The organism is Prolixibacteraceae bacterium, from assembly GCA_019856515.1.
GTDB classification, from domain to species: domain Bacteria; phylum Bacteroidota; class Bacteroidia; order Bacteroidales; family Prolixibacteraceae; genus Halosquirtibacter; species Halosquirtibacter xylanolyticus.
In genome coordinates, this window is record CP082230.1 from 4,683,705 (window position 1) to 4,705,682 (window position 21,978).

At 40.4% G+C, this 21,978-nt stretch carries 16 protein-coding genes; 6 read left to right on the forward strand and 10 right to left on the reverse strand.

Features of this window, described 5'->3' with window-relative positions:
- Window positions 1–87: 87 nt before the first annotated feature.
- The 6 genes from K5X82_17135 to K5X82_17160 form a co-directional block, all read right to left on the reverse strand.
- A complete protein-coding gene (locus K5X82_17135; GenBank protein ID QZT36937.1) occupies window positions 88–591 on the reverse strand; it encodes an energy transducer TonB in 504 nt (167 codons plus the stop codon).
- 1,006 nt (window positions 592–1,597) lie between these two features.
- Window positions 1,598–1,891: a hypothetical protein gene (locus K5X82_17140; protein ID QZT36938.1), complete on the reverse strand. Its 294-nt coding sequence runs from the start codon at window positions 1,889–1,891 to the stop codon at window positions 1,598–1,600.
- Between the two features lie 443 nt (window positions 1,892–2,334).
- Complete coding sequence (locus K5X82_17145; GenBank protein QZT36939.1) at window positions 2,335–2,727, reverse strand: N-acetylmuramoyl-L-alanine amidase; 393 nt, start codon at window positions 2,725–2,727, stop codon at window positions 2,335–2,337.
- On the reverse strand, window positions 2,715–3,470 hold the full coding sequence (locus tag K5X82_17150; GenBank protein QZT36940.1) for a hypothetical protein: 756 nt from the start codon (window positions 3,468–3,470) through the stop codon (window positions 2,715–2,717). Before K5X82_17150 ends, K5X82_17145 begins: the two co-directional genes overlap by 13 nt.
- Window positions 3,471–3,714: 244 nt before the next feature.
- Window positions 3,715–3,954 (reverse strand): hypothetical protein, encoded by a 240-nt coding sequence (locus K5X82_17155; GenBank protein QZT36941.1) that lies wholly within the window; start codon window positions 3,952–3,954, stop codon window positions 3,715–3,717.
- 314 nt (window positions 3,955–4,268) lie between these two features.
- On the reverse strand, window positions 4,269–5,645 hold the full coding sequence (locus tag K5X82_17160; protein ID QZT36942.1) for a hypothetical protein: 1,377 nt from the start codon (window positions 5,643–5,645) through the stop codon (window positions 4,269–4,271).
- A 1,056-nt stretch (window positions 5,646–6,701) separates the two neighbouring features.
- On the opposite strand from K5X82_17160, the gene K5X82_17165 reads away from it, so the two are divergent.
- The gene (locus K5X82_17165; GenBank protein QZT36943.1) at window positions 6,702–7,346 is read left to right on the forward strand and encodes a DUF6266 family protein; all 645 of its coding nucleotides are present in this window, start codon (window positions 6,702–6,704) and stop codon (window positions 7,344–7,346) included.
- Between the two features lie 95 nt (window positions 7,347–7,441).
- Entirely contained in the window at window positions 7,442–8,077 is a 636-nt protein-coding gene (locus K5X82_17170) for a hypothetical protein (GenBank protein ID QZT36944.1), read from the forward strand.
- A gap of 81 nt (window positions 8,078–8,158) precedes the next feature.
- Here the strand turns inward: K5X82_17170 and K5X82_17175 are convergent, their stop codons facing one another.
- Both K5X82_17175 and K5X82_17180 read right to left on the reverse strand, forming a co-directional pair.
- Complete coding sequence (locus K5X82_17175; protein QZT36945.1) at window positions 8,159–9,610, reverse strand: sulfatase; 1,452 nt, start codon at window positions 9,608–9,610, stop codon at window positions 8,159–8,161.
- 66 nt (window positions 9,611–9,676) lie between these two features.
- Window positions 9,677–11,602, reverse strand: coding sequence for a family 20 glycosylhydrolase (locus tag K5X82_17180; GenBank protein QZT36946.1), 1,926 nt, complete (start codon window positions 11,600–11,602; stop codon window positions 9,677–9,679).
- A 448-nt stretch (window positions 11,603–12,050) separates the two neighbouring features.
- Here K5X82_17180 and K5X82_17185 point away from each other — a divergent pair, with 448 nt between their 5' ends.
- The 4 genes from K5X82_17185 to K5X82_17200 all read left to right on the forward strand — a co-directional run bounded on the left by K5X82_17185 (window position 12,051) and on the right by K5X82_17200 (window position 17,998).
- Window positions 12,051–14,234 carry a sodium-translocating pyrophosphatase gene (locus K5X82_17185; protein ID QZT36947.1) on the forward strand — a complete coding sequence of 728 codons (2,184 nt, stop codon included), beginning with the start codon at window positions 12,051–12,053 and terminating at the stop codon, window positions 14,232–14,234.
- A gap of 483 nt (window positions 14,235–14,717) precedes the next feature.
- Window positions 14,718–15,158 (forward strand): hypothetical protein, encoded by a 441-nt coding sequence (locus tag K5X82_17190; GenBank protein QZT36948.1) that lies wholly within the window; start codon window positions 14,718–14,720, stop codon window positions 15,156–15,158.
- The gene (gene ltrA / locus K5X82_17195) at window positions 15,125–16,189 is read left to right on the forward strand and encodes a group II intron reverse transcriptase/maturase (GenBank protein ID QZT39151.1); all 1,065 of its coding nucleotides are present in this window, start codon (window positions 15,125–15,127) and stop codon (window positions 16,187–16,189) included. The genes K5X82_17190 and ltrA overlap by 34 nt, the downstream gene beginning before the upstream one ends.
- 264 nt (window positions 16,190–16,453) lie before the next feature.
- Window positions 16,454–17,998, forward strand: coding sequence for an arylsulfatase (locus K5X82_17200; protein QZT36949.1), 1,545 nt, complete (start codon window positions 16,454–16,456; stop codon window positions 17,996–17,998).
- Window positions 17,999–18,112: 114 nt separating this feature from the next.
- Here K5X82_17200 and K5X82_17205 read toward each other — a convergent pair whose 3' ends face one another.
- Together K5X82_17205 and K5X82_17210 are read right to left on the reverse strand one after the other, a co-directional pair.
- A complete protein-coding gene (locus K5X82_17205) occupies window positions 18,113–19,018 on the reverse strand; it encodes an RluA family pseudouridine synthase (protein QZT36950.1) in 906 nt (301 codons plus the stop codon).
- 175 nt (window positions 19,019–19,193) lie between these two features.
- On the reverse strand, window positions 19,194–21,803 hold the full coding sequence (locus K5X82_17210; protein QZT36951.1) for an LPS-assembly protein LptD: 2,610 nt from the start codon (window positions 21,801–21,803) through the stop codon (window positions 19,194–19,196).
- Between the last annotated feature and the right edge of the window lie 175 nt (window positions 21,804–21,978).

Below are 21,978 nucleotides of genomic sequence, written 5' to 3' on the forward strand. Positions count from 1 at the left end.
ATATGTAACGGATCGGACTTTCAGCTCTCCTGTTGATTTTTATACCTTTACCCTGCACTTGTGCACCTACCTTTCTTCCTGAGCCCCTTATTCAAATTCTATATAAACACGATATGCCTTTTTTACTGGCTTACCTTTATATATTGCTGGGGTTTGATATTTTATTAATCTAGCGACCCTAATAGCCTCTTTATCTAAAAATGGATGAAGTTTATCTGGAACTTTGTGATGTCCTGTTTCTCCTTTTTTGTCTACAATAAATCGAACACATACAGGTTCCAAATCCACACTATCAGTTAAATTCTTTGGGTATTTAATATTCTTTTTAATAAAGTTCTGTAGTGAATCTTCTGGGGCGATCCCTTTACAGAAGATTGGATTCACATCCACAAAATTAAATACAGGGCTTTCGTCATCATAATCAAATGTGTCGCTCATGTACCCATCGTAATATTTATCCTGACCCACCTCATCACTGATCATAAGTTCTTCCTCAATTTCAGGCTCTTCTTTTGTTGTTGTGGTTGATTGTGCTATAGAGATGTAGGTACATAAGCACATCATGGTAAGTAGAATAGTTAATTTTCTCATTTTTTTTGCTTTGTATACTTAAAGTTGCAGTTGTTTGCTCAAATGTAAATAAAATTAACATTTTTTGGAAAGGGTACGGATATTTATTCTACATCCAATACGATATAGTTTGCCCCAGTTTATGGGTACGAGAAGGATACCACAACCACTGGGAGTGCTGAGCTCCAGCTCGGCATCGTGCCTCCACACTTCCATGAAACAATATTAAGTTGTCTCTCTCCTGACACATGATGCCGAGCTGGAGCTCAGCGTTCCCAGCAGTGTGCCATCCTTGCGCATCAACATAAATCCGTGATTATCATATTTAATCGGTCAGGCCTTCAGCCTTTTGTATTGGTGGGTGTTTGTTTACCCAAGGCTCCAACCTGTATGCTGCGCTAAAGCGCAACATATGGTTTTCACCATTGGGCTATGTTCGGTTTCCCTTTCAGGGAAGGTTGAAGTTGTATGGAGTTGAAATATAAGATCCGTGTTGATCCGTCTGATCCGTGGCTATAATGTTTTATGGGTCAGGCCTTCAGCCTTTTGTATTGGTGGGTGTTTGTTTACCCAAGGCTCCAACCTGTATGCTGCGCTAAAGCGCAACATATGGTTTCCACCATTGGGCTATGTTCGGTTTCCCTTTCAGGGAAGGTTGAAGTTGTATGGAGTTGAAATATAAGATCCGTGTTGATCTGTCCGATCCGTCAAATCCGTGGCTGTATTGTTTTTCGGTCAGGCTTTCAGCCTTTTGTATTGGTGGGTGTTTGTTTACCCAAGGCTCCAACCTGTATGCTGCGCTATAGCGCAACATATGGTTTTCACCATTGGGCTACGTTCGGTTTCCCTTTCAGGGAAGGTTGAAGCATTAATGGATCAACCACATTAAAGATCTGTGTAAATCTGTCTAATCCGTCAAATCCGTGTTCCCATCGCTTGCGCTCCAACTCTTTGTGCCTAAGTGGGTCCTAAAAATCCGTCCGATCCGTGGCTATAATTATTACCCTTGCCATCAATCCTTCGTGTTTTATTTGCGTTGGCGGCCAAAGAGGAAGCACATGACGTAGGCGAGGTATTCGGTGAATTTGTTGAGGGTGGGAGATGGGAGGTCGAGTTTGTGGCCGAAGAGGCAGGTGAAGAGGATGATAAGGATGACGATTTCGTGGATGTTACGGTCAAGGAATCCTGTTGTTTCGGATTGGTTGGTTTGGTCATTGCGATTGCGTGCATCTTGTTTGTCGCCAGTGGCGCTGTTATGGATGATACGATCGGTGATGTGTCGCGCTGTGCGTGTGAAATGCTTGATGTTCTTTGTTTTCATGATATGTTTTTTTTGTAAGTAGATTAATTCATTGTAACAGGTGATTTTTAGCCGCGGATTAGACAGATTACCACGGATCTTTTTTTTGAACCGCTAAGACGCTAAGCCACGAAGGGTTGAAGCGTATGGGAGAAAATATCAGCCGCGGATTAGACGGATTAGACAGATTACCACGGATCTTTTTTTGAACCGCTAAGACGCTAAGCCACGAAGGGTTGAAGCGTATGGGAGAAAATATCAGCCACGGATTAGACGGATTAGACAGATTACCACGGATCTTTTTTTTGAACCGCTAAGACGCTAAGCCACGAAGGGTTGAAGCGTATGGGAGAAAATATCAGCCACGGATTTAATGGATTATCACGAATTTTGTTGCATAGCGTGTGATGCATTGTGATGATTTTTAGATGCAAGGAGTGGAAGCTCCTTGCATCGGTGGTTGATTACAACGTGAGGAGTAGTTCTTTAACGTTGAAGTTTGGACATGTTTTATGCCGGTTGAAATGGTTATGGGGATAGATGGCACTCTTTGGAATGTCATACTTTTTCATCAACTGCATCAGTAGCATACGAAGGCTGCTGAATTGGTATTTGGTGAATTTTTTTCGCCCACTGAGACATATGCCTATGGAGTCGCGGTTGTGTCCGGCACAGTGTGCTCCGTAAGTGGCTAGATTGCGTCCCCATCGGGTACGACCGTCTTTGGAGATAAAGTAGTGGTAACCGATGTCTTTCCATCCTCGGTTCATATGCCATCTACGGATGGTTTGGATGTTGTCGTGCTCTTGTATGTCGCTGTCAGAGCAGTGGAGAATGATTTTTTTTATTTTTCGCATGGCGATATAAATAGATTAAAATGAATAGATGTGGCTTCCTGTAGATAGGCGCCGTCTTTTTTGTTCGCTATATAAGGTCCGTCCTTATAAAGGGTTCGTACATTCTTGAGTCGTTGCGATGGGATATTGACTTTTAGGTCGTGCATCGTAACGCTGAGCAGTGTCATATCGTAAGCCTTTTTGCGGTAGCGGTAGTATTGCATTAGCGACACTTGCAGCGCTTTGGCATAATAGTTTGAGGGTATACGAAAGTGTCGGGTGGCATAGATGCGTCCGTAGTCGGGATGTATCTTGCAGTGGCTCATGACACGTTTTCGTAGTTGTGCACTCTCTCCTTGACAGCTTTTGCGTATCTCACGAAAGATGGCTGTCTGGAACATGAGGGCGGTGATCACAATGATCTTGAAGTTGACAATTTGATAGTGTGGACGCCAGTGGAGCTGCCCTTTGCTGTAGACCAGATAGGGTTCGAGGATATGTTTTTCGGCCTGAACAACAAAGTATCTGTCGTCGTTGCGATGGGGTTTGATCCATCGGGTGTGGCGTAGTTGATTGAAACGACGCATGAGGGTGCTGTAGGATATGCTTAGCTGTTTCATGCAGTAGCTACATGTTTCGGTGTCGAAACGCACGGTTTTTATCGGCTGGAGCAGGTAGTATAGTTGTAAGGCCCCTATTAGGTTGCGCCGATAGGCATACTCGATCATGGCGATGGAGATGGTTTTGATGTTTGTCATTTTCATATTTGTCTCTCTCTTTATTTAATATTCATTTGTTCTCTTTATGACCTGTTGGATAAAAAGGCTCGCGTCGATGGCTTTCCAATGGGGAGTGGGGGATAGTATGTATCCAAAAGCGCCCTTTTCGCTTTACACCTTTGCCTGTGGCATCGGTATGACACTCCGCTCTAGAGGGTAGGAGGCGAAATCCTACTGTTGCGTTTTTCCGGCGGCCTGTTTATAGCCATTGAATGATATCTATGGTGTATTATTTTCTGGTGTGGTAGTGGTCGTTGAGTATCTTCTCTACGTCACACTCTTTGAAGAATATCTTGCCACAGAATGAGGTGTAGGAGATTTTACCGTGTAGTCGCATCTCTTGTAGCTTACGTTGGGAGATGTGTAGCCGGTTGATGACCTCCTGGGAGTCGATCCATTGTGTTTTTTCGCGTGGTCTTGTTTTGCGATGGCTATGATGTTTGTGGACCATCTCGTGGATCTGTGCCATGCTGTCGATCAGTAGGTCGAGCTTGGTGATGATCTCTCGTAGTAGCATCTCTATATTGCGTCGCTTAGGCGTGGCATTTATGACTTTGTGAAGATATTTTTTTGAGGTCATATTTCTACTTTTATGATTTGATACAAAGGTATTTGAAGGGGTTGTGTTGTGGAATTTGTTTCTTGAAAGCTACTTGTTTTTATAAGAGGTGTATGAGGGAATTGGTGCCTGTAGATGGTGTATTTGTGGGGTGGAAGAAAGATAAAAACACGTATGTTTGAATACGTGTTTTTATAATCGGTACGTCTTTTTCTATTGATCCGCTATTTTCTTTGTGGACTATTTCTGTTCTCTCTTTTAAATTTCCGACAGATATACTGGATCGTATCAATTTTCTTAGACTGTTTGCAGCGAGAAAGATTGAATGGATCATAGCTGCTTTTTACACCTTGGATGATATGAGATATCAACTCCCAATAGTGGGATTTATTTAAACGGATGATTTCAAGATCGAGCAGGGTGACAATGAAATTATTCAGTTCATTCTGTTTGCCTGTCCAGATGATCTTTTCAGATAAAGATGTTTTGGTGAATAGACTCCGTATAAGGCCATAGTCGCTCTCAGTCATCTTATTCCGCTTTAGTTCGTCATGTAGAGTTAACAACGAATCTTCAGTTGGTATGAATGACGTTTGAAAAGGAACTTCTAAGGGCTGGATTATTTGCTTATCTCTTCTCTTTTTGGTCTCTTTTTCATTGGTTTCTGTCTCCTGATTCACTTTTTCTTTTTGATGATTAAAGTGATGAAATTCAGTTTCATACATTTCGAATAAACTAATGAAATTGTTCAAGAACTGTTCATCAAGACGGTTATAGGGTTTGTCTTTTGTTATATTGACCAGCAATTGTGCATGAAACGTACTATGATGTAGCTGTTCTATGGTGATGTTCTTCGCATATATGGCTTTGTTCTGATAATGATATCCTTTTAACTCGGCGTATATTTCATACAAAAGGTTGATGACTCGTTCTATTTGTAAACACCAAGGGAAGGATAGGAACTCTACAGATTCGATCAAATGGTTGACCCTTTTAGTAATATGATTGGAATTCTCAAGGGTAGGTGATACCATCAGTACATATCGGATAATGATTGTTGGATCTGGAAATTTGAGTATATCGATGTTATGTTCTTGTATCTGAAGTTTGGTCGGTTTTGATATGATTTTAAGTTTCTTGAAAAGAGAGTGTTCCCAAATGACCGGTTCGAAAGTGCGATTTCCTGAACAGAGTTTAAGTAGCTCCGAATAGAAGTGGAACCTCTTTAGGTATTTCTTCTCTTTCTTGGCATTGAAGATCAATCGTGTGTGAAAAATAGAGCTGAGTTGCATCTGATACTGTTTAGCAAAGAGGTAAACAGGATGGATGCACGAAAGCATCTTAGAATGAATACCTTTCAAGATATTCTCTCTGTTTTGTTCTAGATAGCGTGATCCATCTTTATCACTGTAGGTCTGGTCGAAGATGTTCTCTGCCCGTTTTTTTTCATTCTGATAAATGGTCTGTTCCATTCTCAGGATGTTTTCGTCATTAGCTAAAAGTGTTTTGGGGTAGGTGAAATCCGCCATAACTAATGAATGCTTTTTAGGGTTTGCATTCGTTTTTTTATCAGCGGCAGTTAAGCCAATTGGTTGCTCCATATGGATCAATTTTTAAATTAAACAATGTCATATTAACAGAGATAGAGTTGAAAGGGTTTAATTGGTATTGGAGGCCGCATAATGGAAGGTAGTGGCGTTGAGTTTAGACGGATTACTAGGAAGAAAAGAGACGAAAGGTTGGTTCGCACGGGAGGAGGGAACCACGAAGGGTTGGAGCGTAAGGGATGGCACACATATGAAACAGATTAGACGGATTTCCACGGATCTTTTTTTGAACCGCTAAGACGCAAAGCCACGAAGGGTTGAAGCGTATGGGAAATAATTCTCAGCCACGGATTTAACGGATCTTGTTTTTGATATATTTTTTGAGGTGAGGGTGGGGGTGTTTCTAAATAAGGATTACCCCTCCTATATACCCTTATATATACTGTTAACATTTTTGATAAACTTATTTAGTCTAAATAGTGGGGTTGAGCGCATAAAAAAAGAGACGTTGTGTGCGTCTCTTTTGTGGAGATTAGGATTAGGATTTCTCTTGCTTTTTTTCGTAGAACATGAAGCTTGCGAGACCAATTAGAAAGGAGATGACAATATGTATAAGGCTTTTGAGGTCGTCGAGTCGCCGTTGTTGTCCTTTGAGCTCTATATAGATTCTATTTTCGAGCGCGTCTATCTTAAATGTAATAAGGGGGGATAGTTGGTAGTTTTCGTTGGATTCGGTAGTTCTCTCTTGTCTTTCCTGCGCCAATGCGTAGTGCATTAGGTAGTTCGTTTCTTGTTGTTGCTGTGGACATATGCCTAAGCAGCAACAGAGTAAGATGAGTTTTTTCATGACATTTTGTTTTAAGGTTATATATACCAGATATGATATTTGTTTTCGCATTCGACTCCTTGTGGAGGTCTGATAATATGTTTTCTGTAATTAATAACAGTTGGATTAGGGGGGTAAGTTGTGTGTACAGCGGACGCATAATCATACATAATCGCACATATTCATACATAATCATACAGGCGTGCACGATTTTGTTGTTTCTCGTTTTGAATCCTGATAAGTTTGATATGATAATTAAATATTAATCTAATAATTAACTTGTTATGGGTAAAATTGTAAAAGGTGTCCTTGGTGGATTTATGGGAAAAGTAGGTAGTGTGATTGGTTCGAGATGGAAAGGGACTTATTTTATGCGTTCGTTACCAGAGATTATTAAACGTAAGAATATTTCGTTGAAATGTTTGCAGCAGCGTGCTCGTTTTAAGAAGACGGCAGATTTTATCTCTGATGCTCGTCGTTTGGTTCGTATTGGTTTCCGTCCAGAATCGCAAAGACTAACGACTTTTAATGCCGCTTATGATGACAATGAGGAGCATTTCCGTTATGTCAATGATCATGTAGAGGTGGATTTTCCATCCCTAAAGCTGACTAGTGGAAGGTTAGGACAGATGGATAACATCAGCTTGACGTTAGGTGATGATGGTTTGCTTCAGATCGATTGGAGTACGGTAGATATCAAAGAGATTGAAGGGGAGAAGTGTAAGGTCAACCTCCTTATCTGTCGTGATGATATGGAATATATGAAGTGTTATGTCGGTGTTGCTGATGTGGCAGATTTGGGTGTGGAGTTGATGATTACAGATTCGATGGAAGGACATAAGTTGCATCTTTATGCTTTCTATAGTACTTCGAAAGGGTTGTGTCAGGATCATGTGTCGAAAACGGCGTACGCTACGATTACTGCTTAGTTTTTCTACTTGATTGATTTATGTTTATGGCGGCTCTTATATTGGGGCTGCCATAAATATCATCAAGTAGGATATGAAAAGGGTTAACAAAGAATATGATGGATCAATTTGATGGAAGATATAATGTTGGGATTCTTGGTGAGGTGATGTATTACCTACAGCGAGGTTGTTGTGACTTTTTGGGGGATTGTAGTTCTTTAACGAATATGGGGAATAAAGTTCGGGAGGAGCTGTGTGAGGCGTTGATCTACTGTTTCCAAAAGTTGTTTCAAGTGTCTTATCGTGCGGAGGTCTTGGAAGATAGTTCGTATAATTTTTTCCGTGAGGTTATGATGAAACGAACGTATCATGAGGTTTTACCTTTGGATTATGTCGATCTGTCGAAATTGAGTATGTCAAGTATCCCATTTAGTGTTATTCTTAGTGGCGAGGTGAGGTATTATGATGGGAAGCACTTGAACCTGTATTTAGAGGTGTCTTCGCAATTTATTTCTGAGGGGTATATCCTGGTCTTGCGTTATAGTTCGAAAGGGGGTGACTGTTCGTGGATGCAAGATATTCAGTGTTTCGATGGGGATGACGGTGTCTGTGGTCGGTTGTTTGATGTCGTTTGGGATATGCCGATGGATGATGGAGAGGTCCATTTTTGGGTGATGATATACGATTCTGTTAATGATAGTTTCTGGGGTAGTCGTTATTTTTCGTTTTATATGGCTCCTAAGAGTTCGTGATCATCTCAGGATGATATGAAGTTCTTATGTTATCCAATTGGACAACATAAGAACTTTATCTTACTCATGAAATTGGTGTGATTATAAGATCACAAATGGATCGTCATATTTCTGAAGATCATTTTTAAGCATTTTCATCATCTGTTTCGCCTTTGACCTCTTTTTTTGAACGATGTTGTTCAGTTGATATGGGTCATTTTTTCGATCGAAAAGATAACGATACTGTTTGTTGTCGGACTTGTTTTCGATAATAAATGTATAGCGATCGGTACGAACACCTCTGACTCCTTTCTCTTTTACGCCATTGGCAGTTCGGATATACCACTGGTGGTCTGTGGTTTTTTGTTTGCCTACTCCTGTGATGGCAGGGGTGTAGTTTATCCCTTTAAGATGGCTTGGGATTTGATTTTCTAACCCTAAGAGTCCAAGAATGGTTGGGTATATGTCGAGAGATCCTAGTTGGTGGTCGACATCGATCTGTTTATTGTGACTAGGAATCTTAACAATAAATGGAACGCGGATTGCTTCTTCGTACCAATTGTTTTTTCCTTGTTGTTGATGAATGCCAATACAGTCGCCATGGTCGGAGGTGAATATGACGATGGTGTTGTCATCTATACCTTGATCTTTTAGGGATTGAAGAACCCTTCCAATCTGTTCGTCTACCCCTGAGATACAGGCATAGTAGTTTTTGATGTTCTTTCGATAGTAGTCGCCCCATTTCGTTCCTTTCTTCGGGATATTTGGGGTGTTACATAGGGTTGTTACATCTAGATCTTTGTATAGGTCTTTGTATTTTTGAGGTACATGGCTATAGGAGGTGTGGGGTGGATTGATACTCACAACCAGAGCAAATGGTTTGTTGGTATCTCTATAGGTACCTCCCTTATTGCTGATATAGTCAATGGCTTTGTTGGCCTCGTGAATGGGTCCCCATTGGTCGTAGAATTTATATTCGTTACGTTTTGCATCGGTATCCCAGTACATCGGGTTCAGATGATAGTCGTAGGTTCCATAGGCATGCCAATAGGAAAAGCCGTGTCTTCGGTCGGGAGCACACCATTCATTCCATTTGCGTTTGCCTCGGTTGTTCTTACAGTCGATATATGGAGCGCGAGGAGAGTCTAAATGCCATTTGCCGATGTAGCCTAGATCGTAGCCATTCTTTTTGAGGATGTCAGACCAACATAGCTCGTCTTTCTGTAGTTCGCAGTCTAAGTGGGTGGTGAAACTTTGGCAGTTTTGCATCACTTGATTACGGAAAGGGTGGGTTCCGGAGAAGATCATGCCTCTGGTGGGAGAGCATAATGGGTAGTTGGCTACTGCTTGGGTGAAGTTCACCGCGCGTTCTTTGAAATTATCTAATGTTGGTGTTTTTACATATCTATCTGCTCCCTCTTCGAGTGTTTGAGCTCTCATCTGATCGGGGATGATAAAGATGATGTTGGGTTGTTTTTGGGCTTGTGTTATTAATCCTGTAAACATCAATCCCATGGTCATTATCTGAGAAATAATTGTTTTTGTTTGCATCATAAAAGATCTGTTTTACAAGGAGGCATCCGTGCTCTTCCGCCTCCTTGATGGTTTAAGGGGAGTTATCTATTTTTCTAGTAATCTTCTGGCTGCTTCTCGCATTCTGTTGCTGCTATCTTCAAGTCCTCCGACACGATTGCGGATGACCCACACTTCTTCGTACTCCTCAATGATCTTGTTTAACTCTTTGACCAAATGTTTACGTGTTTTCAAAGGAATGTTGTAGACATACTTGTCTTTGGCTACAAGTCTTGCTTCAGTAAGTTGGCATCCCCAGTCGGCCAGTTTAGATGCGATCTCTAACTCACGAAGCGTGATCTCAGCATCTACTGTGTTTGGCTTTGCTTTTTTGAATATCTCTTGTGCTTTCTTGATCTCTTCACGCATCTTAGGAATCAGTTCATACTCATAGTGTCTCATCTTTTTATCGGCACTAAAGTATTCGTCTGGTTTGCTCATCATGTCGCAGAAAGGGTGTCCTCCTTGGTCGCGCATTGATCCTCCCATGTAGGCATTGGTAAGGATCATAAGAGCTTTTCCCATATTGCCTGTTGGGTCCATGTAGACATGCTCATTGATTAACTTAGCGATGTCTGTGTCTTTGTTTTGATCTACCGACCATGATACTCCTGCACCATATATTAAGGCAGGGAAGGCGGTACTGATAGGTTGCATGTGTCCGTGGTCGCCCCAGTTGGTGTTAAGTACTCCGTAGGCCCCATATTTTTTACCTTGTGTTACGGCATTGTTGATGTTTAGGCGTGCTCTCTCTGTTTTACCGATATAGGTTAGCCAGCCATTTGTTCCTGGACATACGTAGAAAGGAATGCCCTCTTCGTGGAATCTTTTGCACTCTTTTACATAGGTCTGATTTGGACGGTAACCCCAAACCATACAGATGACATCTTTTGGCATTAAAGGAATTAGTTCTGGGTGCTTGACTACAATATCGCCCCACATCTGCGCTTTTTTACCATACTGCTTTACTCTATCTGTGATCTTATTGATGTAGTTTAGGTAGACTTTGCTCTTGCCAATCTTATCACACATCTCTTTTGATCGACCATAACCTAGTTCATAGGGTTCGTCACCTCCGATATTGGCGAATTTACTTGAGAAGTTAGGAAGGTACTCGGCGTATAGACTATCCATAAATTCGATAGATCTGTGGTCTACTGCACATAGGGTTAGACGACGTCCGTCAATCATCCAGTATTCTGATTCAAGACCTGTTGGTCGTTCGGCTATATAGTGGTAGTTGTCGTGTTTTAACCAACGCTCCATGTGTCCTAAAGAGTTTTGGTTGGGTACCAAGTCGATAAAACGTTCTTTACAGTAGGCATCTAACTCGATAATCTGTTCGGCAGTCATTGGAGAGGCATGTTCCCACACCTCTTTGTGGTCTTTATAGGCAAAGGTGTGCTCGATGTATAGTTGTAGCTCGTTGACTTTCCAGTCGGCAAAACGGTCGACAAGTAGTCTTAGTGTCTCCATGGTTGGCACTTTATCTCTTGAGATGTCTAACATGACTCCTCTTCGCTCGAAATCGGGCCAGTCGATGATGCGCTGGCATGAGATCATTTTTTGTGGATTTTGTAGGATCTGCTTTAATGTACGAAGTCCAGAATATAGGCCTTCGTTATTGTTTGCGATGATCTCTATTGTGTTTTTGGTGACTTTGAGTCGGTATCCTTGAGGTTTGTTTACCACCATGCTGTCGATTCTAGCTGATAGTATTGGTGTTTCGCTAGGGGTTAATCCTTTGGTGATATCGATTGCTATACTTTGCTTTTTCTCTAGTAGGGATACACACGCTTTAAAGGTAGGGAATATCATCCCTGTTGTGTTTGGACATAGGTAAGCTCTTCCTTGCTGTCCGTTGAATGTGCCTTCTAGATTTGTCCGTTGTTGTGGCTTGGGGAATATATCTCCCTGTGCATAGGTTTGTATTCCTAAGATGACAACTAGTAGAGTTAGAATAATCTTTCTCATAAATTCAATGTTTTACCTGTTTGGTTATTTCTACGTATTTAACTACTTCTATTTTGGTGTTTAAGATAGTTGGTCAAGATGGGTTGGATGTTTTAAATCGACTTTTGGATGTTTGATATCTGAGATTATTACATAAAGCATTTTATTTTGTATAGAATTAAACATGTGTGTAACACTAAAAAGGGAGTTCATCTGGATGAGACTGGTGTGTGTCTATAATAAATGAAATAGTGAGATGGGATCTTATCAGTAGGCTTCTTGGAGCTCTTTTCATTTTATGAGAGTGTCGAATAGGTGGGTGAGAGTAAATGGGGTGGATTGGGAGTAGTATCCCTATAATATTATCTATTTAGTAAAGTAAATGTATTGAATAACAGTTCGAGATGTTTTGATGTTTAGGTTTGAGTTTGTAACTTTATTAGACTTAATAACTTAAATAAATGAGACTATGGAATTGACACTATTTTGGATTGTGCCGTTGGCTTCCATTATAGCCCTATCCTTCGCGTATTATTTTTATCGTGATATGATAAAGCAGGATGAGGGTACGCCTGAGATGCGTAGAATTGCGAAGCATGTTAGAGATGGAGCGAAAGCCTATTTGAAGCAGCAGTATAAGGTGGTTGCTTGGGTGTTTTTGGCTTTATGTATTTTGTTTGCGTGGATGGCTTATGGGCCAGGACTGCAAAATAAATGGGTATGGTTTGCTTTCCTTACGGGAGGTTTCTTTTCTGGATTAGCTGGTTTTATTGGGATGCGGACAGCAACTATGGCTTCAGCACGTACTGCAAATGCAGCAAGGGCATCGTTGAATTCTGGACTGAAGATTGCTTTTCGTTCAGGAGCAGTGATGGGTTTGGTTGTTGTTGGTTTAGGGTTGCTAGATATCTCCGTTTGGTTTGTTCTTCTTCAGTATGCTTTTGATTCGTTGCCAGAAGCCGAAAAGATGATTGTGTTAACAACAACCATGTTGACTTTTGGTATGGGTGCATCTACTCAGGCTCTGTTTGCTCGTGTTGGTGGTGGTATTTTTACAAAAGCTGCTGATGTGGGTGCCGATTTGGTTGGAAAAGTAGAGGCAGGTATTCCAGAGGATGATCCTAGAAATCCAGCGACTATTGCCGATAATGTAGGTGATAATGTAGGTGATGTTGCAGGTATGGGTGCCGATCTGTATGAATCGTATTGTGGTTCGATTTTGGCTACTGCTGCCTTGGGTGCATCTGCCTATCAGATGTCGTCGGAAGCACAGCTGCATGCAGTGATCGCTCCTATGTTGATTGCCGCAGTGGGTATTATTCTTTCTATTGTAGGTATCTTCTTGGTTCGTACGGATGAGAATGCGACACAGAATCAACTGCTACGTTCGCTGGGTAAAGGGGTTAACTTTAGCTCTGTCTTTATTGCGATACTTTCGTTTGGTGTGATCTATTTATTGGGTATGGATCTTTGGATTGGAGGTTCTATCGTGGTAGGTCTGATTGTAGGATTGATTATTGGTAAGAGTACGGAGTATTATACTTCGCAAGCTTATCGCCCTACGCAGAAGATTGCGGAGAGTGCCGAGACAGGAGCTGCAACGGTAGTGATATCGGGTATCGGAACAGGTATGATCTCTACGGCTATTCCTGTGTTGGCTATCGTGGTTGGAATTGTGTTGTCTTTCCTTTTTGCAGCACACTTTAGTTTTGAGAATATCGGTTTGGGACTGTATGGTATTGGTATTGCCGCAGTAGGTATGCTTTCGACTTTAGGTATTACTTTGGCTACGGATGCATATGGGCCGATAGCGGATAATGCTGGTGGAAATGCAGAGATGAGTGGTCTTGGTGAGGATGTACGTCAGCGTACGGATGCATTGGATTCGCTTGGAAATACTACGGCAGCTACAGGTAAAGGTTTTGCGATTGGTTCGGCGGCTTTAACTGGCTTGGCTCTTTTGGCATCGTATATTGAAGAGCTGAAGGTTGGTCTGCTTCGATTAGGTCATCAAACGATCTCTGTGAATGGGGTAGATATCCCTTTGCATAAAGCTACGTTTGTCGATTTTATGCACCATTATGAGGTGAACCTGATGAACCCTAAAGTGTTGGTGGGTCTTTTCCTAGGAAGTATGATGGCTTTCTTGTTCTGTGGTTTGACGATGAATGCAGTGGGGCGTGCTGCTCAAAAGATGGTTGAGGAGGTTCGTCGACAGTTTCGTATGTTCCCTGGTATCTTGAAAGGGGAGTCAGAACCTGATTATGCACGTTGTGTGGAGATTTCAACTAAAGGTGCTCAGAGAGAGATGATCTGGCCATCGATATTGGCGATTATAGCTCCAATTATCGTCGGGCTTGTATTGGGTGTTGCAGGTGTTATGGGACTATTGGTTGGTGGTCTAGCTAGTGGTTTTGTGCTTGCTGTGTTTATGGCTAATGCAGGTGGTGCATGGGATAATGCGAAGAAATATGTGGAAGAGGGTAATCTTGGTGGTAAGGGTAGTGATATCCATAAAGCTACGGTTATTGGTGATACTGTTGGTGACCCTTTTAAAGATACTTCGGGTCCTAGTTTGAATATTCTAATTAAATTGATGAGTATGGTATCCATTGTTATGGCGGGTGTAACAGTTGCTTTTCATCTGTTGTAGCTAGGTATTTATATAACAGTTATTTTTATGGCATGGGGGATTTTCCTCATGCCATTTTATGTGTGTGCCATGCATGGAAATTAACTAATCGGTGTAAGTCCGTAGTGGAGGTTTGTAGAGCCAACCACCTAGCAGAAGGCAAGGGTGCTTATCGTGAGGTATAACCTGAAGGAAGCCGTATGCAAAACTCTGATCCGAGGTATACGAATCGCATTAGGCGGTATATAACTGGATAAGCTTGCACAACAAAGTAAAGTCCGAATTCTACACGGAGTTTATACCGTAGATGTGGCGGATAGATGGAGTGAAAGTTAATTTCCTTACCATGGGAGGTCTCGCAGATGGATACAATGTATTTCCCTGTCCATTCATAAAAAGTTAACTGTGAGAAGTCAGCCGAGGTCATAGTACTGTAGCCACTTTACAGGAAGGACTGAATCTTAAATTGTTCATAATACAGACTGTTACCTAATGAAAGGATCAATGCAGAAAATATCGGAAGATAGCTACTTAAGTGAAGGTAGAGCGGAACTCGAGAATAACTCAAGAGCGCACACTTTCAAAGGGATAACTGAAGGCATTATGGAAACGAACATTACAACAGATAATTTATTAGAACGTGTCCTAGAATCAGGTAACCTAAATAAGGCTTATTTACAGGTTTATCGTAATAAAGGGAGTCATGGAGTTGATGAGATGCAAGTGGAATCCTTAAAAGATTATCTCAGACTTCATCGAGAAGTTTTAATAGCAGAACTACGAGAAGGGAAGTACCTTCCCAATCCTGTACGACGAGTCGAAATACCCAAAGAACCAGGTAAAACACGTCCTTTAGGTATTCCTAACTACGAGAAGGGAAGTATTTTCCCAATCCTGTACGACGAGTTGAAATACCAAAAGAACCAGGTAAAACACGTCCTTTAGGTATTCCTACTGTCGTGGATCGAGTTATTCAACAAGCCATTTCACAAGTTCTTAGTCCTATTTATGAGGAACAGTTTTCCAATTATAGCTTTGGATTCCGTCCGAATAAAGGAGCACATACAGCTATTATAGCCTGTAGCCAAACGATCACATCAGGTTATCATTATGCTATCGATATGGATATGGAAAGATTTTTCGATACCGTAAATCATAGCAAGTTGATAGAGATCTTATCACGAACGATAAAAGATGGTCGATTAGTTTCCTTAATCCATAAATATCTAAGAGCCGGAGTTGTTGTTGAAGAGCAGTTTCAAGAAACAGAAACAGGAGTTCCTCAAGGAGGACCATTAAGTCCATTGCTAAGCAACATTATGCTGAATGAATTAGACCATGAACTCACAAGACGAGGTCATGAGTTTGTTCGTTATGCAGATGATATTGTCATCTTATGTAAAAGCAAGCGAGGAGCTACACGCACGATGAATTCTACAATTCGTTTTATAGAAGATACTCTATTCTTAAAAGTGAATCGAGATAAAACAGAAGTGGTGCGCTACAATCAGATTAAGTTTCTTGGCTACAGTTTTTACAAAACCAAAGGTGCCGTTCGTTTTCGATTGTCGAAAAAGACACAACGGAAAGTGAAGCGCTCTTTGGAAGGAATTGTAGCACGGAATAATAGTATTGGTTACGATGAAATCAAATCCAAGCTTAAAAGCTATATTCAAGGATGGGTAACCTATTATCGATTGGCAGACATGAAATCATTTCTGAAACAAGTAGATGAATGGCTAAGACGACGTATCCGTATGGTAATATGGAAATGTTGGAAGAGAGTAAGAACGAAGATGAAGAATTTAATGAAACTCGGAGTTTCGAAGAACAAAGCGTATGAATATGCTAATACGAGGAAAAAGTATTGGCGCATTTCAAAGAGTCCAATTCTACAAACGACTATAACGAATAAGAATTTGGAAAAGGCAGGCTATATTACGCTAAGTGATTATTATCAGAAAGTAAAGTCGTGATTTAGGGAGTCGCCGTATACGAGACCCGTACGTACGGTGGTGTGGGAGGTGTACTGGAAGATAAAATATCTTCCAGCCATCTACCCGATCATAAAAAGGATCATCTCATCGTTTTAATTGGTGTAAAGTGACTCTTAAGAAGATATTTTAGGTTTTTTATTGTCTTTAAAATGTAGATTTTAAGTAAGATATCATTATTTTGTAGATGAGGATGAAAAATAAGTTTGTCCTTACTGAAGATTGAAGAATAAACACACACAGAAAATGAAGAAACGTAGAATATTTTTAGGGTTATTGGTGCCATGGCTTTGTTGTGCCTGTAACGAACAGAAGAGGGAGGAAACAGTTCGTCCTAATATTGTATATATTTTGGCTGATGATTTAGGTTATGGTGATTTAGGTGTCTATGGACAGCAGAAAATAGAGACACCAAATATTGATCGTCTTGCCAATAGTGGCATTCGCTTTACCCAACATTATGCAGGAGCTCCTGTCTGTGCACCGTCAAGAGGTGTGTTGTTGACAGGAAAGCATACGGGACATGCTTATATCCGTGGTAATGATGAGTGGACCTCGAGAGGGGATGTTTGGAATTTTGAGGCTTGTGAAGAGGACTCTACTTTGGAAGGGCAACGTGCACTTCCTTCAAGTGAACGATTGCTTTCACAGATATTGCATGATGCCGGTTATAAGACTGGAATGGTTGGAAAATGGGGATTGGGTGCGCCGCATACTCAGAGTATTCCTACCAAGAAAGGGTTCGACTTTTTTTATGGATATAATTGTCAGCGAGGTGCTCATACTTATTATCCTGTTCATCTGTATAAGAATGAGAATCGTGTTTATCTGGAAAATCGCTTGGTTGCACCTCATTCGAAATTACCTAAAGGCTCAGACCCTAATAATGACGCTTCGTATGCCGATTTTAATTTGGTGGATTATGCCCCCGATTTGATGTTTGATGAGATGATTGGCTTTATGGAGAGTACACCAAAAGACCAACCTTTCTTTATGTATTGGGCCTCTCCGATACCACATGTGCCATTGCAAGCTCCACAGAGATGGGTGGATTATTATCGTAAGAAATTTGGTGAGGAGAAGCCTTATGTAGGAAAGTCGGGTTACTTCCCTGTGCAGTATCCACGAGCAACATATGCTGCGATGATAAGCTATTTAGATGAACGTGTAGGACAATTGGTGTCGTACTTGAAACGAACGGGTAAGTATAAGAATACATTAATCATCTTTGCTTCTGATAATGGTGCAACATTTAATGGAGGTACGCAGTCGGAGTGGTTTAAGAGTAATGGTCCATTTAAGAATGAGTATGGTTGGGGAAAATGTTTTGTGCATGAAGGGGGTATTCGTGTCCCTATGATTGCATCATGGCCTAATCATATAGAGGCAAATAGGACTACTGATTTGGTCTCTTCTTTTTATGATGTCTTGCCAACACTGTGTGATGTGGCACAAGTGGAATCTGACGATTCGTTGGATGGGATCTCTTTCTTGCCAACGCTACTTGGGGATGTGTCAGAACAGAAAAAGCATGACTATCTGTATTGGGAATTTACGGAATTGGATGGTGAACAAGCTGTTCGGTTAGGAAAATGGAAAGCGATAAGAAAGAATATAAAGAAAGGAGATATGCATGTCGCTTTGTATGATTTATCGAATGATATTCAAGAGTTACATGATGTTTCGACTTCTAACCCTAAAGTGGTGAAGCAGATGGAGGAGATTATGGCTTCTGAACATCAGAGTCCAGAGAACGATTCGTTTGCACTTCCGGCTTTGGAGAAGCTATAGGTCTATTTGCGAATAAATGTCGTTTATGATAAGAAAAAAGGACCAGTATCTATGTTGTATAGATATTGATCCTTTTTCTATATATGTTGGCTCTTTATACTAACCGAATCACGGTTAAAAAAGCTTTTTGTAGTCAGATGGAATATCTGTGTCAATTACGATAGGCTTGTTGTTGTTCGGATGTTGCATCTGTAACTCACCTAAATGGAGTGCTAGCTTCTTTAGATTGTTTCGAGAAGCACCATATAGTTTGTCCCCAAGGATCGGAGTATTCATGTCTTTGGCATGTGCTCTTATCTGGTGTTTGAATGGTTGATCCATCCAGAAATTTACCAAAGAGAATGCCCCTTTTTGATCAACTACTTTATAGTTTGTGGTAGCCTGTTTTCCAAAAGCAGCATCTTGTCTTGATTTTACTGTCTTTTGTGGAGTCTCTTTTAAATATGAGGAGTATTTTCCTTGAGTATTAGGAAGTTTTCCTTCTACAACTGCAACATATCCACGACGAGGTGGTTGCTCTTTCCACTGCTCTTTTACCTGTTCCGCAATGAGTTCACTTTTAGCCCATACCATGATGCCAGAGATCTCTTTGTCGATACGATGGATGTTATATATTTCATGACGTCGGCTTTTTCCCTTTACATAGTATGTAAGAATAGAGAATACCGAGTCTTTCGCACCATTACCGAAAGGAAGGGTAGATAGTCCCGCAGGCTTATTGATGATGATAAGAGAACGGTCTTCAAAGAGTATCTCGATACCTCTGATACGTTTGTTCTTTGCTTTCTTGACAGGAGTAATTGTTATTTTATCTCCAATGTTGAGCAGGTGATCATGTTTGGTTGCTACTTCACCATTTACGACCACTACTTCGTTGTGAAGCATTTGTTTGATAGAGTTACGACTTCTATCCGTAAATTTCTTTTGGAGGAACGATATGATTGTTTCTTTTTCTTGAATGGCAAACTGTATATCGTTACGTTTTGCTTTATTATAGAAATCTGAATTTTTCTTTTTCATTTTGATGTATTCCAATGGTCTACAGTGATTTGTAGACAATAATATTTGAATGATCTTCTTTCGTGGGGCAAAGCTACCAAATCTTTGTGTAAAATGATTGGAGTTGAGCTGTTTAAAATAGGTTTAGATAGAAAGTGAACTAATTCCACTTTCTATCTAAGGAGTTATGCTGTAATTAAAATGATTGGTTGTCGTAGAAAGATTGTCTCTTGGTAATCTTCAGGTCTTTCAGCATTGAAGCACTTGCTTGAATAGTGAAGGTGTAACTCTGACGATAACCAAATGGTACCATATCGAAAGACATCTGGAAACAGTGTAGGTTTCTGTAGATATGGAAACTTGTAAATGTCACCTCTCTCTTTTGAATATCATAACCAGATGTAAATGACACTTTCCATTTCTTTGTAAGGTTAAAATCACCTCTGAAATTAAGCGTTTGAGTGATATTCGCATCTCGACGAGGATCCGTGTTCGAGTAGTTAAAACTATAGTCGAATGAGAAATTCCATGGTATATCGAAATCAGCATATTGATGCACTAAATTCATGTAGGGATCATTTGCTGGATTCTGATTGTTCTGATTTTCATTGTTCTTGTCGTCACCTCCTTTGCCATCTTTCTTTTTGGAGTTGAAATTCATTCCAAAAGATAGGTTGGCATTGGTCACACGAACAAGGTTTCCTGTCTCCTTCACTAAAAACGTATTTACTTTCGTTCCTGCATTCTCATCGAAATAGTATGGATCTAAAGTGGTTCCAAAATTAATGTTTACCCCAGCGACTTTTGTTCGTCCTCTAACCTGGATGGGCGAAAGATTAAGAGAGTCGGCCATCAGATTGTACGAAGTACTGAATGATAACTGGTCTAATAGTGCAATTTTTTTGAAAGGTTCATTGGACGTGGTGTCTTTTGAGTTGAGTACTTTCATCTCGATGTTGTTGTCCAAAGAGAAGTTCAGAGACCCTGACTTTCCTGATCCAGCATAACCATATACACCATCGCTGTGGTATGAGTAGCGGGTTTCAACCCCTTTGTTATTGATGTAACTACCGTATAGACCGTATTTAGGATCACTAAAGTCTGGACGGTAACTGAAACTCAAAGATGGACGCATTACGTGACGAATACCTTTTATCTTTGAGTTCTTATTTATCGGCTGATACATACCATACAATGTGGTACTTGTTCCGATGCTAAAAGAGTAGTCAAAATCTCTTGTAAACCCGTTAATCGTATCTTTCTCAATAGTTCCATTGTCTAACATCTGTTGTTCCGTAGAGTACATATACCAACGTTCGTTGTATGAAATACTTGGGGTTGCAGTGATATATTTTAGAAAGCGGATACTTGTTGAAACAGGAATGGTGTGTTTAACCCCATTACGCCAATCTTTACTAAGCGAAGAGTTCATCAGTTGATCTTGCTTGGTATTGATACTATTTTTCATGTCCAAAGAGTAGCTTAATGATAAATTGTCATACCATTTGGCACCTCCAACCATATTTTCTCTTTTGAATGGTCTTACGCGTGACATGTTGAAACTTACATTTGGAAGAGATAAACTAATAGTGCTGTCACGAGTGTTTTGTGAAGCACTTAAGCTAGACGAAAGGCTAAAAGGAGAACTAGGCCAATTCTTCGAGTATGATATACTTGAGTTTTGTGTCCCCGATAGATAGTCGTTATAGTCCGTTGCATTATCTTGATTAAAGGATGTTGAAGATAGGTTTACCGAAGCACTAAATGTCTGTGTCGGATTGGCTTTGGCATCTTGACTGTGGTTCCATCTAATGCTAAATTGCTTCTCTTCTCTATAGCTTTTACTTCCTGTGGTGATTCCTTGTTCTCCAAACTTATTGTTATAGTATTGGACGTCGAAATTACCATTGAAACTATATCGTTTTTTATAGGTTGATTTGCCTTTAATACCCCATGAACCATTAGAATAGATGTCGGTCAATGCTTGGAAATCAAAGTAAGGACTCGCTGCCCAATAATAACCTAAGTCTCTTAAGAAGAAACCTCTATTTTGTTCTTCACCATAAGAAGGGATTAGTATTCCAGAAGAGTATGTCTTTTGATTCGGGAAATAACCGAAAGGTAGAAAAAGAAACTTAAGAGGTACATCTTCTACAACCATATATGCCGGTCCCGAAATAATCTTCTTGTTCGCCACTACTTTGGCTTTTGTCAATTGAAGGTAGAAGTGAGGGTGCTCGTGATCACAAGTTGAGTATTTACCGTTTACCATGCAGAAGATGGAATCATTAAGCATTTTTGCCTTTCCTCCTTGTACATTACCTCCCTGTTGCTCTGTTACTACTCCAGTAACAATACCTTTCTTCGTGTTGAAATTATATCTGATTTGATCTGCATCGAATTCATCAGGCCCCTGTTTGAAAATCGGTTTGCCAATGATAGTACCTGTTGAATCTGGCATTCCTTTTGCAAAAATCTCTGAACTATCCATTGTCATTTCGATGTATGCTGCCTTTAAAGAGAGATCTTTGTAGGTAACAGATGCATCGCCATAATATATAGTTTTACCTTCAGATGGCATCACTACAATAGAGTCTTTACCCGTAGAGATGATCTGTGCATCAATGGAATTGGATTTATTCTCAATGGTATCCTTAGCAAGAGTCATCGTGTCTTGTACTGCTTCTAGCGTATCGCTAAGAAATAGGTGAGAAGGAATATTCCTATTACTCCATTTCGCTTGTACAGCTGTGCTTGACAGAAGAAGACACGTTAATAAAGATAATATAAATCTATTTTTCTTCAAGATGTGATGAATTGTTGTTTAACAAATTAATCCGACTTCGTGATTGTCACTAAATCGTTTGATTAGTGTTTGTGCTGCAAAAATATAAAAACCCTCCATCAAAAGTAGTTTAAAGTTTTTTAATTTAATACTTATATTTGCCTTGTCTGTTATTATCCTAAGTTGTATTTATGAA